This window comes from Amycolatopsis solani (genome assembly GCF_033441515.1).
In the GTDB taxonomy this organism is placed as follows: Bacteria; Actinomycetota; Actinomycetes; order Mycobacteriales; family Pseudonocardiaceae; genus Amycolatopsis; species Amycolatopsis solani.
Window position 1 is genome coordinate 66,053 of record NZ_JAWQJT010000004.1, and the last position, 12,830, is coordinate 78,882.

Annotated in this window: 10 protein-coding genes; 7 read left to right on the forward strand and 3 right to left on the reverse strand. The window is 71.0% G+C overall.

Annotation, left to right across the window (positions count from 1 at the left end):
• Positions 1-17: 17 nt before the first annotated feature.
• From sbnA to SD460_RS44455, 6 genes are all read left to right on the forward strand, one after another.
• Positions 18-1,559, forward strand: coding sequence for a 2,3-diaminopropionate biosynthesis protein SbnA (sbnA, locus tag SD460_RS44430; RefSeq protein ID WP_290051593.1), 1,542 nt, complete (start codon positions 18-20; stop codon positions 1,557-1,559).
• Between the two features lie 169 nt (positions 1,560-1,728).
• Positions 1,729-2,352: an aspartyl/asparaginyl beta-hydroxylase domain-containing protein gene (locus SD460_RS44435; RefSeq protein ID WP_290051596.1), complete on the forward strand. Its 624-nt coding sequence runs from the start codon at positions 1,729-1,731 to the stop codon at positions 2,350-2,352.
• A gap of 28 nt (positions 2,353-2,380) precedes the next feature.
• Positions 2,381-3,544: a hypothetical protein gene (locus SD460_RS44440; protein WP_290051598.1), complete on the forward strand. Its 1,164-nt coding sequence runs from the start codon at positions 2,381-2,383 to the stop codon at positions 3,542-3,544.
• Positions 3,541-4,830, forward strand: a complete 1,290-nt coding sequence (locus SD460_RS44445; RefSeq protein WP_290051599.1) for an MFS transporter — start codon at positions 3,541-3,543, stop codon at positions 4,828-4,830. The genes SD460_RS44440 and SD460_RS44445 overlap by 4 nt, the downstream gene beginning before the upstream one ends.
• Positions 4,827-6,092 (forward strand): ATP-grasp domain-containing protein, encoded by a 1,266-nt coding sequence (locus SD460_RS44450; RefSeq protein ID WP_290051600.1) that lies wholly within the window; start codon positions 4,827-4,829, stop codon positions 6,090-6,092. Before SD460_RS44445 ends, SD460_RS44450 begins: the two co-directional genes overlap by 4 nt.
• 3 nt (positions 6,093-6,095) lie before the next feature.
• On the forward strand, positions 6,096-6,272 hold the full coding sequence (locus SD460_RS44455) for a hypothetical protein (protein ID WP_290051602.1): 177 nt from the start codon (positions 6,096-6,098) through the stop codon (positions 6,270-6,272).
• 383 nt (positions 6,273-6,655) lie between these two features.
• Here the strand turns inward: SD460_RS44455 and SD460_RS44460 are convergent, their stop codons facing one another.
• The 3 genes from SD460_RS44460 to SD460_RS44470 form a co-directional block, all read right to left on the reverse strand.
• Positions 6,656-7,663, reverse strand: a complete 1,008-nt coding sequence (locus SD460_RS44460; RefSeq protein WP_290051603.1) for a hypothetical protein — start codon at positions 7,661-7,663, stop codon at positions 6,656-6,658.
• Positions 7,656-11,234 (reverse strand): polymorphic toxin-type HINT domain-containing protein, encoded by a 3,579-nt coding sequence (locus SD460_RS44465; protein ID WP_318307708.1) that lies wholly within the window; start codon positions 11,232-11,234, stop codon positions 7,656-7,658. The genes SD460_RS44460 and SD460_RS44465 overlap by 8 nt, the downstream gene beginning before the upstream one ends.
• A gap of 172 nt (positions 11,235-11,406) precedes the next feature.
• Complete coding sequence (locus SD460_RS44470) at positions 11,407-11,814, reverse strand: MarR family winged helix-turn-helix transcriptional regulator (protein ID WP_290051606.1); 408 nt, start codon at positions 11,812-11,814, stop codon at positions 11,407-11,409.
• A 92-nt stretch (positions 11,815-11,906) separates the two neighbouring features.
• Here SD460_RS44470 and SD460_RS44475 point away from each other — a divergent pair, with 92 nt between their 5' ends.
• A complete protein-coding gene (locus tag SD460_RS44475; protein WP_290051608.1) occupies positions 11,907-12,809 on the forward strand; it encodes an alpha/beta hydrolase in 903 nt (300 codons plus the stop codon).
• The last annotated feature ends 21 nt before the right edge of the window (positions 12,810-12,830 follow it).

Genomic DNA, 12,830 nt, shown 5'->3' on the forward strand with positions numbered 1-12,830 from the left:
GGTATTGGGGGAATGCCGTGCCCATCGTCACCGCGGCCGAGGACCTCGTCGTCGACGACGTCTACGTCGATCTGCGGCCGTTCTTCGGCCGCGAGCTCTACCTCAAGTGCGAGAACTTCAACTTCGCCGGATCGGTGAAGCTGAAGGCGGCCCGGTCCATGTTGGACGCGGCGGAGCGCGCGGGCGTCGTCACGCCGGACTCCGTGATCGTGGAGTCGTCGTCGGGCAACCTCGCGATCGCACTCGCGATGCTCACCGCCAGCCGTGGCCACCGGTTCGTCTGCGTGCTCGATCCGCGCGCGAACCCGGGCGTCCGGCGGCTGGTGGAGAGCATGGGCGGCGAGGTCGTCGTGGTCACCCGGCTCGACGAGACCGGCGGGTACCTCCGCAGCCGGATCCGCACCGTGCAGGAGCTGTGCGAGCGCAACCCCGGGTATCTCTGGCTGAACCAGTACGCGAACGACGAGAACTGGCGTGCCCACTACCGGCACACCGCTCCGGCGCTGGTCCGGCAGTTCCCCTCGGTGGACTACGTGTTCATCGGCGCGGGCACCACCGGGACGCTGATGGGGTGCGCCCGCTATCTGAAGGACACCGGGCACAAGGCGAAGGTCGTCGCCGTCGACAGCGTCGGATCGGTCACCTTCGGCGGTGAGCCCCGGCCCCGGTTCCTGCCGGGTCTCGGCACCAGCCGACGGCCCGAACTCTTCGACGAGTCGGTGGTCGACGACGTCGTCCTGCAGGACGAGCCCTCGGCCGTGCGGATGTGCCACCGCCTCGCCGGAAGCGGGTTCCTGTTCGGCGCCTCCACGGGGACGGTGCTCAGCGCCGCCGAGCGCTACCTGAAGGACCTGCCGGACGACGTGACCGCGGTGGCGATCTCGCCGGACCTCGGTGACCGCTACCTCGACACGCTCTACGACCGGTCCTGGGTCGAGGAACGGTTCCCCGGCTGCCTCTCGCCACCGCGGTACCCATGGGAGGAAAAGAAGATGAGCACCGAGGTTCGGGCCGCGCCCGCCGGGCACCACGGCGCGACGGTCTGGCTGACCGGCCTGCCGAGCTCCGGCAAGTCGACCATCGCGCGCACGGCCGCCGCCGGGCTGCGGGCCGCCGGTCATCGCGTCGAAGTGCTCGACGGCGACGAGTTCCGCGCCAAGCTGTCCGCCGGACTGGGGTTCTCCCGCGAGGACAGGGACACCAACGTCTACCGCGTGGGCTGGGTCGCCCAGCTGCTCGCGCGGAACGGCGTCACGGTGCTCGTGCCGGTGATCGCGCCGTACGCCGACGCACGGGCGGCGATCAGGGAACAGCACCTCAACGCGGGGACCCCGTACCGCGAGGTGCACGTCGCCACGCCCGTAGAGGTCTGCTCCGCGCGGGACGTGAAAGGGCTGTACGCCCAGCAGCGCAACGGCGTGATCAGCGGGCTGACCGGGGTGGACGACCCCTACGAGGTGCCGCGCGATCCCGACCTGAAGCTCGACGCGCACGAGGAAAGCATCGAGGGCTCCACCGCCCGCCTGCTGGCGGAGATGAAGAACTGGGGCCTGCTGTGACGCGGCCCGCCACCGACAGGACTCTGTCCACAGAGGACTTCAACAATCCGGAAGCGAGGCGTGACGTGGAGACCCAGCCCCCGGCGTACCGGCAGGTGCTCGAACCGCCGAGCTTCGGCCGCTGCGCACGGTCCGGCTGCTCGCGCTCGGCGCCGGCGCGCGGAGCAAGGTGCATTTCGAAACCAAGATCGGCCTGCCGTGGGCGAACGTCCGGCTGCACGTGCCGATCATCACCAACCCCGGTGCCACGCTGATGATCGACGACGTCGTGCACCGGTGGCAGCCGGGCTCGTTCTGGTTCGGCGACTTCTCCCGCTGGCACCAGGTCGCCAACGACGGCGACCAGGTCCGCATCCACCTGATCATCGACAGCTTCCTCACCGCGGACCTGCTGAAGCTGTTCCCGCGGTCGTTCCTGGACCGGCTGTCCGGCGACGACGTCCTGTTCATCAGACCGGAGGTCCCGGTGGCGGACCTCCGGCCGTACCGCTGCGCGTTCGACGTCCCCGTCGCCTTCACCGACTGGGAAGAGGCCGACGGGGAATTCCTGCTCCCCCAGCCGACCGTGCGCGTCGCGGTCGAGGCGGCGGGCGGCAGGCTCGTGCTCACCGTCGGGCGGTCGCCGCGGTTCGCGCTGACCCACGTCGGGGACGGGGAGTTCCGGTTCGCGGGGTGGACCGAGGAGCGCACGATCCAGATCCTGCCGGGTGGCGCCGGCGTGGTGCTGCGGACCAGGCAGGGCCGCTCGGTGCGGGAGCTGACCGTGCCGGTGGCGGGATCGACGCCACGCTGACCGCGGCGTGCCGGCGGGAAGGGGTGGGATGAGCGCGTTCGAAGACGCACTGGGCGGACTGTCCGCAATGGACTGGGAAGGCATCTCGGCGAACCGGCTGTACTCGTCGCACCAGTGGCTCGGCCTGCTCGCCCAGGACGGGACGGCGACGGGAGCAGTGCACGGCCACACGCCGGGCGGACAGCTCGCAGCGATGCCGGTCACGGTCGTCGCCGACGAGCCGAACCCGTTCTACCGCTGGCACGACGAGCTGACCGCACGCGGGCTCGCCTCGCCGGCACCGTCCGGGGTGCTGGCGGGGCCGCGCCGCGGTTACCAGACGCATCTGCTGACCCCACCGGGCGCCGACCCGGTGGCCGCGGCCGAGGCGGTGCTCGCCGGACTCGCCGACCTCGACGGCATCGACGCAGGCGCACCGAGAGTCGCCATGTTCCTCGACACCGCGTCCGTGGTGGCGCTGCGCTCGGCGGGTGTTGCCGCGATGCCCGTGCTGCTGCGTCCGGACGCGTGGCTCCCGGTGCCCGAGGGCGACTGGGACACGTGGCTGGCGTCGCTGCCCAGCCGCGGCCGGGCGGAGCTGGTGCGCCGGGAGGTGCGCAAGTTCGCCAAGGCGGGCTACGAGGTGACGGAGCACTCGCTGGCCGGCTGGACCGACGTCGCGGGCCGGCTGCTGAGCAACACCGAGGCGCGGTACGGGCACTCCCCCGATCCCGCCGGGCGCCGGGCGTTCCTGCGCAGGCAGGCCGAGCGGCTGGGCCCGGCGGCCCGCGTGCTGCTGTGCGCGCCGCCCGGCGAGCCACCGCTCGGCTACTGCCTCTACTACCTCTGGGGTGACACGCTCTTCCTGCGGTCGGCGGGCTTCGACTACGAACGGCTGCGCAACGCCGCCGAGTACTTCAACCTCGTCTACTACCTGCCGGTGCGGATCGCCGCCGCCGCGGGTGCGCGCTGGATCCACGCCGGTGTCGAAGCAAGCGAGGCGAAAGCCCTGCGCGGCGCCCTGCTCCGTCCACTGTGGATGCTGGACCTGTCGGCGGACAGCGTGCTCGACGGCCAGGACGACGCGGTCCGCGCCGCGAACGCCGGGCAGACCGCGAAGATCGTCGGGTCGGCCCCCGCCGTGCGCACGGCGTGGCAGCCGGGACCGGAGTGCGAGGACTTCGGCGTCCCGTCCGCGGCGGAGCCGTCATGACAGCGGGCCTGCCACCGGCGTTCGCCAAGATCTGGCTCAGCCACGCGATCACCCAGACGGCGACCAAGAGCACGGCGATCGTGCTGCCGCTGCTCGCCGTGGTGTCCTTCGACGCGACACCCGGGCAGGTCGGGCTGGTCAACGCCGCCCAGGCGGTACCGCTGTTCCTCTTCACGCTGCTCTCCGGCGCCTGGCTCGACACCCACGCGCGGCGGCCGAACCTGCTGGTGGCGCACAACGCGCGGGCCGCGGCCTTGCTGCTGGCCGTGCCGGTGCTGGCGTTCGCGGACGGCAGCGGCTCCGGAGTCTGGCTGCTCAGCGCGATCGCGTTCACGGCGGGGACGCTCACCGCGTTGGCGGACGTCACGTACCCGGTGTACGTGCCGACGCTGGTCGGGCCTGCCCACCTCGTCGCGGCCAACAGCAGGCTCGAGGTGGTCAGCTCGCTCACCCAGGTCGCCGCACCGGGCCTCGGCGGCCTGCTGATCGGCACGCTGGGCGGCACCTGGTCGGTCGCGCTGGCCGGCGTGCTGTACCTGGCCGGTGGCGCCGCGGTGTTCCTGATCAGGACGCCGGAGGGCTTCATCCGCCCCGAAAACACCCGCGGGCGGCTGGTGCGGGACACCGTGGCCGGCGCCCGGTTCCTCGCCAGGACACCGATGCTTCGGCTGCTGGCGGCGGAAGCGGCCTGGTTCAACCTGTTCGAGCAGGCCGTTGTCACGGCCTACCTCGTGTTCGCCGTGCGCACCCTGCACCTGTCCCTCGTCGAGCTCGGCGCGAGCATGGGCGTCGGCGCGGCTGGCGCGGTGCTCGGCTCCGGGCTCGCCCGCCGGTTCGGCCGGGCGCTGGGGATGCGCCGCGTTCTGGTGGCCGGGATGTTCGCGGCGAGCGCGGCGCCTGCCTTGATCCCGGCGGCGGCGGCGGTGGTGCGCGCGCCGGCGGCGATCGCCGGGCTGTCGTTCGTGCTGTACGGCTTCGGCCTCGCGGTGTTCAACGTGTTCAGCGTGTCGATGCGCCAGCTGATCACTCCGAAGGACCGGCTCGGCCGGGTGACCGCGACGTTCCGGTTCGTCGCGTTCGGCACGATCTGGGTCGGTGCGCTGGTCGGCGGTGGCCTGGGCGAGTGGCTGGGCCTGGAACCGACGTTGTGGATCGCGGTGGCCGCGCTGGTGGCCGGCTGGGCCGTCTTCGCAACGCGGCTGCGGGCTCTGCTGAAGGCGGCACCGGAGCTGCGCGAGCAGACCGAATCGTTGGTGGGAAGCGGCAAGAGGGAGAGCTCGGCATGATCGGTGGAATCGACGGCCGCGAAGTGCGGGGCAGCCTCGCGTTCGTGGAGAGCAACCTGACCGGAACCGGCATGCGGGCGCTGCGGTTCGCGCACCGGTCCGGCTGGCGCACGCTGTTCGTCACCGCGGACATCAGTACGTACACCAGGGACGCGGCGGCGGCGAAGGTCATCGCCGAATGCGCGGACGTGATCGTCGAGTGCCCCGGCACGATCGACCCGGACCTGGTGGAGAAGCGGCTGCTGGACTACCGGGACGAACTGGTCGGCGTGCTCACCGTGGGCGAATACTACGTGCCGGTCGCCGCCGAGGTCGCCGCACGGCTGGGCCTTCCCGGTCTGTCGCCGTCGGCGGCCCGCCTGGCGCGCGACAAGCTCGACAGCAGGCACGCCTGCGCCGCCGCGGGACTGCCGGTGCCCGCGTTCGGGTTCGCCGTCGACGAGGCCACGACGGCCGCGGTGCTGGCCGAGACCGGGCTGCCCTGTGTGGTCAAGCCGACCGACGAGTCGGCGAGCGTCGGCGTCTCCCTGTGCCGCACCGAGCAGGAGGTGGCCGCCCGGGTCGCGGAGCTGGCGTCGTCGGACCGCAACTCGCGCGGGCAGGCGCACGTGCCGGGCGGCCTGATCGAGCAGTGCGTCTTCGGCCCGGAGATCAGCGTGGAAACCGTGACCCACCGAGGCAGGCACACCGTGCTGGGAGTCACCGACAAGTCGGTCGGCCAAGTCCCGTGGTTCGTCGAGACCGGCCACACCTTTCCGTCCGCGCTGCCCGCGCCGGTCACCGAACCGGCCGCGGCGGTCGCGGTGGCCGCACTGGACGCCATCGGGTTCGACTTCGGCGCCGCCCACACCGAGGTGAAGCTCACCGCGAACGGCCCGGTGCTGATCGAGATCAACCCGCGCACTCCCGGGGACCACATCCCGGCCCTGGTCCGGCACGCGACCGGGGTGGGCCTGCTCGAGCAGTACGTGGCCATGCACGCGGGTGCCACGCCGCAGCTGACCCCGACCACCACCCGCGCCGCCGCGATCCGGTTCCTCACCGCACGCGAAGGCGTGGTCACCGCGGTCTGCGGCGTGGAAGACGCCTACCGGGTGGCCGGCGTGGCCGAGGTGGCACTGCGCGTCGGCCCCGGCGACAGCACGAGCTGGCCGAGCAACAGCCACCACCGCATCGGCCACGTCATCGCGGTGGGCGGCACACCGGCCGAGGCGTCGGCACGCGCTGAAGCCGCCCGGGCCCAGTTGACCGTTTCGTACTGATTCATGCAGGAGGAGCACGGTATTCGCGCGGACAACACCGAAAACAAGATCCTCGACCACAACGTCCTGAACAACGAAAACAAAACGCCTGGCGGCGACATCCGCGACAACTACCTGCACGAGGACGTCCCGCCGGGCAAACGGGAAAGTGGACCTGGGACGAACTGCGTGACGATGTGAACAACAACCCGGAACGCACGGGGCAGACGGGTAACAACCAGGCCCTCGACGAGATCGAACAGACGTTGCGGAACGATCCGAAGTACGCGGGCCGCGCATTCGCCGGACACGAACGGCGCGGTCGGCGCGGCGGTGATCGCGGTCGAGCACGGCGATCGCCGCGACCAGCGTGATCAGCAGCAGCAGGTAGGCGACGACCACCGCGGTGAGCCATTCGGGCGTCATCGTGCTCTCTGCCCATCGAGGACCGATTCGGCTCGTGCTCGTCGCTCGGGAAGACCGGAGCGGTTGGTTTCCCCGGACCGATCAGAACCGCCGCACCGGCGGCTTGCCATGCCCCTCGGGATGCTCGTTCCCCGCGCACGTCCCGCCGAGTGCGGGGCTCAGGAAAGAGTCAGCAGTCTGAGCCGGCCGTCCGTGGCGGCCAACACACTTCGCCCGCTCCGGGGGTCCACGGCTACGTGTGCGGCGGGCACGAGCGTGCCGGCCGCACCGGACCGAGGCACCACGAGCGCGCCCTCGGAGAGCGCCAGCACGACGTGGTGCTCGGTGCCGGCCAGAGTGACGCCGGTCGGCACGGCGAGATCGACCGGAGCGGTCCCGAGAACAGCACGGTCGCTCAGCCGGCGGAGGTACAGGCCCCGGATGCCGGCGACGTCGAGCCGGTTCGGATCGTCTTCGTCGTCGTCCTCGGGGTCCTCGTCGTCTTCGGGATCCCGGTAGAACGCCGCTACGGCGGGACCGCACGGGCCGGCCGCCAGCCGGTAGGCGTAGTCCTGCAGCGCCGGGCGGTGGAACGTGGGCAAGAGGTAGCCGTCCTCGGTGAGCAGACGCCGCAGGGACAACGCGACCAGCGAGTCCTTCGTCTCGTCGGCGTAGTAACCGATCGCGATGACGGTGTCCCCGTCCAGCATCGGAACCAGGGAGCTGAAGAAGAACCCGCGGGGTTCCCGCACCAGCTCGTCGCGCAGCAGTTCGCCGGTGGCCAGCCTCCGGACCTGCAGGCGATTCCGCTCGGTCGAGGAGATCAGCAGTTCGCCGTCGGGTGTCGCGGCGATCGCGGCGGCGGTGGTCGGCCGGCCGGGAAGGTCGCCGGCGAGCCGGACCAGCGGCGGGGCTCCGTCGGTCGGCCGGACCTCGATCGCATCGCCGGCCGCAGAGCGCAGCAGCAGGAACCGGCCGGAGGGCGCGACGGAGAGTGTGCCGACATCGTCCGGCTGCACCCAGGAGCTGTTCGGTACCAGGCGGCCGGCGTCCAGGCCGGTGCTGACCTCCACGCGCCGGCCCACGCAGGTGGCCAGGACGTCGCCGGCCGCCGCGAGTGCGGTGAGCCGCGCGTCCGCCTGACCGAGAACGGCGATGTCCACGCCGGGCACAGTCTTCTCAGCCACAGGTTCCTTTCAGCATCTTCGGGGTCACCTTAGTACTGGACAGTCCTTCGAGCTTCGTCTGCAGTTCGGCCTGCTGTGCCGGGGTGAGGTTGACCGCGGGGTTCGGGTCGGCACTCGGCGGCCGGGCACTGATGTGCGTGAGGCCGGCATCGGCGGCACCGCCTTGGCCGGGCGTCTCCGGTAGGTGGATACCGGCACGTTCCACATCTGCGTGGTCGTAGAAGATGTGCGCGTCGCTCTGCGAACGACCGTCGACGTTCACCCGCGCCTCGAACATCTTGTCCACGTCGGCCTTGGAGTTCGTCCTCCACATCGATTTGCCATCGGTGTCGGTCGGCCGGACCTGGGGCTTGTTGCCGAAGATCCACAACAGGGCCCGCTCGAAGTCGGGCAGCGGCTTGGGCGGGTCGGCGTTGTGGACGAGCACCGCGACGTCGCCGACGGCCACGAAGTACGTGGCGACCTCCGGGACCGTCAGGTTGTGGGTCGCGACCGCGTCCGGCCACACCAGGTCCGTGACCGATTCGACGTAGGCCGGGGCGCCGTCGAACGTCTCCAGTTCGTCCCCCGCCACCAGGTCGCGAGCCCGCTTCCAAGCGCCCGTCCCCAGCCGGAACTGGTGGGCCCGGGTCACCAGCAGGTCCCCACCGGCCACCCGGAGCCGCCGCGCGCGGTAAGCGGACCCCTCGAACGCGTCGGTCACCCGGCGCGGTGCCGCCGCCCCCGGCCCGGTGGCCGGGCGGCCGTACACCTGGTCACCCGGCACGACGGTTTCGATGGGCCGGGGCCCGTCGACGGTCAGGACCGGGGTGCCCGGCAGGAAGCAGGCGACGTACTTGTCTTCACCCGGTGTCGTGTCCTTGCCGGGCTTCTTGTCCTCACCTGGTGTCTTGTTCTCGCCTGGAGTGGTGTCTTCGCCCGGCGTCTTGTCCCCGCCGGGTGTTTTGCCGCCACCCGGTGTCTTGCCCTTGCCCGGAGCCGGGTCTTCACCCGGCGTCTTTTTCTCGCCCGGCACCTTTTCGCTGCCTGGTGTCGTCTCTTCGCCCGGCACCTTTTCGCCGCCCGGCGGCCTGCCCCCGCCGGGCACCTCGTCGCCGGCGGTGCCTCGCTCACCGAACCCGGCGCGCCGCAGGAGGCCGAGTGTGATCAGCGTCAGCGCGCCGACCGTGCCGCGCTTCCAGCGTTCCTCCGCCGACAGCGGCTGCCAGCTCACGGCGTCGTAGCCGACTATCGACTCGACCAGCGGCGTCACGCCGAAGACGTCGCCCGCGGCCGCCAGCACGGTCAGCGCGCCGAGCCCGAACGCCGCGTACCACGGATAGTCCCCGGCGCCGAGCCGCGCCATCAGTTCGCCCCATCGGCTGACCAAGGCCATGACGAACCCGACGACCAGGAAGATGACGCCGACGATCTCGGCCGCGATCAGGAGCGCTTCGCCGATCCCGCTGACGAAGAGCAGCACGATCAGCGCGACGATCAGCACGGCCACGATGAACACCAGCAGGCCGACGGCGAAGCTCTTGATGCCTTCCCAGATGCCCGACAGCGCCTTCTTCCACCACGGCTTTTCTTTTTCGGCTTTGGCCTTGTCGGCGATGGCGTCGAGCTTGGGGCCGATCTCACCGCGCACGTCGATGACACCCTTGAGACCGTGGTCGACGTCGGCGCGGATCGTGGTTTCGTGATCGGTGCGCTGATCGACCCAGCGCTTGTCACCAGCGTCGATCTTGTCCTGCAGCTGCTTCCCGAAATCACCGAGGGCTTTGGTGTGTGCCTGGCGCAGGTCGGTCAGCGCGGTCTCGATGTCCTCGCCGGCCGTGGTCACGGCCTGCGCCGCGCCCCGGTGAGCGCTCGACACCGCGCGGTCGACCTGCGACGTGATCCGGGCCGCCACCCGGTTCAGATTCGTGGTCAACCCCTGGTGCAGCCGCCCGAACCGGGTCCGCACCTTGCGCACTTCGGCCGAAACCGCCGCCGATCCTTCGCGGTGGATCCGCGTCAACGATGCCGAAATCGCCGTCACGGCGCGGTTGAGCTTCGCATCGTCGACGCTGCTCCGCTTGGGTAACGCCGCCAGCTTGCGGTGCGCTTGACGAGCCGCGTCGTCGATCGCGCGGCACCGCGCGGCACCGGCTTTCCGCACGGCACCGGAGGTCTGCCGGCCTGCCCGCCGCACCCGTTTCGCCGCCGAACGCGCGGCCGCGGTGATCGGCGGCGTCACCCTGGCCTTGAGCCGGCCGAGTCCGGCCAGGCTCTGACGCTCCAGCTGATCGAGCTGCCGCACGTTGGTCTGCTCGATCGTGGCGATCCGCCGGCTCGTCGCGTTCGTCGCGTCGGTGATCGATTTCTCGACGTCGGCGCTCTTGCCGCCGACCTCGTCGGCCAGCTTGGTGCCGCCGTCGCGGATCTTCTGCGCCGCGTCCTTGGCGTCGTTCTCGGCTTTGGCGGCGACGTCCCCGCCCTGTTTCCGTGCTTTGCCGATCGCGTCGGTCTTCGCGTCATCGACCGCCTTCTCGACGGCGGACCGGACCTCGGGATCGTCGCCGGCCCTGCCGACGGCGGCGCTCGCGGCGTTGGTGATCGCGGTGACCGTGGTCTCCGCCTCGGTGCGCGCACGGCCGGCCTCGGTGCGGCCGGTGGCTTCGAGCGCCGCGGCCTGCTTCTCGGCACCGTCCTTGGCGGCCTTTTTCTTGGCGTCGATCAACGTGCGCAGATCGGCGAGCGCCTTGGTGCCCGCGTCCTGGGCGACCCTCCTCTGCGCGGCAGCCTTGGCCTTGACCTGGGCACGCGCTTGGGTGAACGCCCTCGAGATCGCCGTACGCTTCCGCGCGATCATGAGCAGCAAAGCGGCGGCTTTCGCCGAACCGGCCTGCTGGATCGCCGCGGCTTTCCGATTCGCCTCGGTGCTGACCTCGCGCTGCTGACTTCGGCTCGACGCGCGAATCATCGCTTTCTGCGTCTTCGCCACGTGCTGAATCTGCCTGGCGGCCGCGGTGAGCTTCTTGGACGCGAGATTCGGTATGGCCGGACTCGCCGACCCCGCGGGCGTCTCGCTCTCAGCCGGCGCGGTTCCACGGGTGTCATCGAGGGCTCCGCCGTGCACCGCCTCGTGCCGGGTCTCAGCCACCGCTTTGCTGGGCGGGGGCACCGCGAGCGGCGCAGCCCTCGCTCCCTCCGCTGCTATCAGCGCCGGTCCTGAGCCCGGCGCTCCCCCGGTGAGCGGTGGCTCGGTCCGGCCCGCTTCCGGCCTCGCCGGTTGTTTCGACGCCAGCGGAACAGGCGGACGGCTGAGCGCGCGACTCGCCACCGCAGCGTTTCCCACCATGTTCTGGCCGGTCACCAGCACCTGGTCCGCCAGCATCGACGAACCCGGCAGCGACCCACTCAGCACCGCCCCGGTCGCCGCGTTCCCGGCTGGCAACCGGTCCGCACCGGCATCCTTTTTCCGAGTTGGTTCGCGGTCCGATCCTGCGTTTTGCACACCCCGTGCCCGCGTCCCTGCCACCGCCGGAGCGGGTGCCATCACCAGGGCGGGCGATGACGATCTCGGAGCTTTCGCCGGCACCAGCATCTCAACCAGTTCCCCGATCGCCGCACGGTCCGCACCCCCGTCCGCGGACACTCACTCAGCCACCAACCGGACACCATTTCACGCACCGCATCACCACGCCGTTGTCCGACCGTCACCGCCGCTGCCACCGGGCGTTTCAAAAAAGAATTTCCGGTTCACCCGGACAGAACACCTAGCCGAGCAGCTCCAGCAGGATCCGCTGCAGCTCGACGCGGTCACCCGGCGCGATCTTCGCCAGCCGGCGGTCGAACTCCGCCGCCAGCGCCGACAGCGCGCGGGCACGGGCCACTTCCCCCTCGGGGGTCAGGACGAGCCGGTGGCGTCGCAGGTCCGCGTCGTCGATCTCACGGCGCACCAACCCCTTCGCGACAAGGTTGCGCACGTACACCGTCACGCTCGCCTTCGGGATCACCAGCGCCGTCGCCAGCTCGGCCGGATACGGCGAAGCCGGGACCTCGGCGAGCACGAAGAACTCCTTCGGATCCAGCCCGAGCGCACCGAGCTCACCGCCGCAGGCGTCCAGCACGACGGTCAGCAAGCGGTGGTTCAGCGTCCACAGCTGGGCGGCGTCAACCGGCACGCGACTCTCCTCGGATGGTACAGTTCGGAACTAGTTTAGTTTCGTACTAGCTGGGTCATCGAACAAACTCTACGCGAGAGGTGGTCACCTGCGTGCGCCAGCACCTGACGATCCCCCGCGGGCCGATCGAGCTCGCCGCCGAACTGCACCTGCCCGACGTCGCCACCGGCGAGCCGCTGCGTGCGGTCGTGCTCGCCACCCCCGGCAGCAGCGTCAAGGAGCAGATCGGCGCCAACTACGCGTCCCGCCTCGCCGCCCGAGGCATCGCCGCGCTCGTGTTCGACCCCGCCCACCAAGGAGCGAGCGGCGGCGAACCCCGCGACCTCGAGGATCCTTACCGCCGCGGCGAAGACATCTCCTACGCCATCGACGCGCTCGACACGATGCCCGGCATCGACCCGAACCGCATCGGCGTCCTCGGCATCTGCGCCGGCGGCGGCTACGCCGTGCACACCGCCCGCACCGACCACCGCATCAAGGCGGTCGGCACCGTCGTGCCGGGCAACATGGGCACCTCGTTCCGCGGCTTCCAGCCCGAAGGCCCGGCCGCCGCGCTCGACGCCATGGCCGCCGCGCGCACCGAGGAGAACCTCACCGGAGCGCTGCACCGCGACAACTGGCTCCCCGACACCCTCGACGACGCGAGCCCCACCGACCTCGACACCACCCAGGCGATCACCTACTACCGCACCGAACGCGGCCGCCACGAGAACTCGACCAACCGCCGCCTCTCCCGCGGCGACGCGCTGCTGCTGGGCTACGACGCCTTCCACCTGGTCGACGAGCTCATGACCCAGCCCCTGCAGGTCATCCTCGCCGGCCGGATCGGCTCCACCGGCTCGTACGAAGCCGGGATGAAACTCTGGAAGCTGGCCCCCAACCCGGTCGACCTGATGGTGATCGACGGCGCCGGGCACTACGAAATGTACGACGTGCCCGAGTACGTCGACGCCGCTGCCGACCGGCTCGCCGGCTTCTACGCCGACCACCTCTGAGCCGGCTCGGGGCGCGGCCGG

Coding starts and splice junctions, on each gene's coding strand:
- SD460_RS44450 (WP_290051600.1), top strand. CDS start 4,827: ATGATCGGTGGAATCGACGGCCGCGAAGTGCGGGGCAGCCTCGCGTTC.
- SD460_RS44440 (WP_290051598.1), top strand. CDS start 2,381: ATGAGCGCGTTCGAAGACGCACTGGGCGGACTGTCCGCAATGGACTGG.
- SD460_RS44455 (WP_290051602.1), top strand. CDS start 6,096: ATGCAGGAGGAGCACGGTATTCGCGCGGACAACACCGAAAACAAGATC.
- SD460_RS44465 (WP_318307708.1), bottom strand. CDS start 11,234: ATGCTGGTGCCGGCGAAAGCTCCGAGATCGTCATCGCCCGCCCTGGTG.
- SD460_RS44445 (WP_290051599.1), top strand. CDS start 3,541: ATGACAGCGGGCCTGCCACCGGCGTTCGCCAAGATCTGGCTCAGCCAC.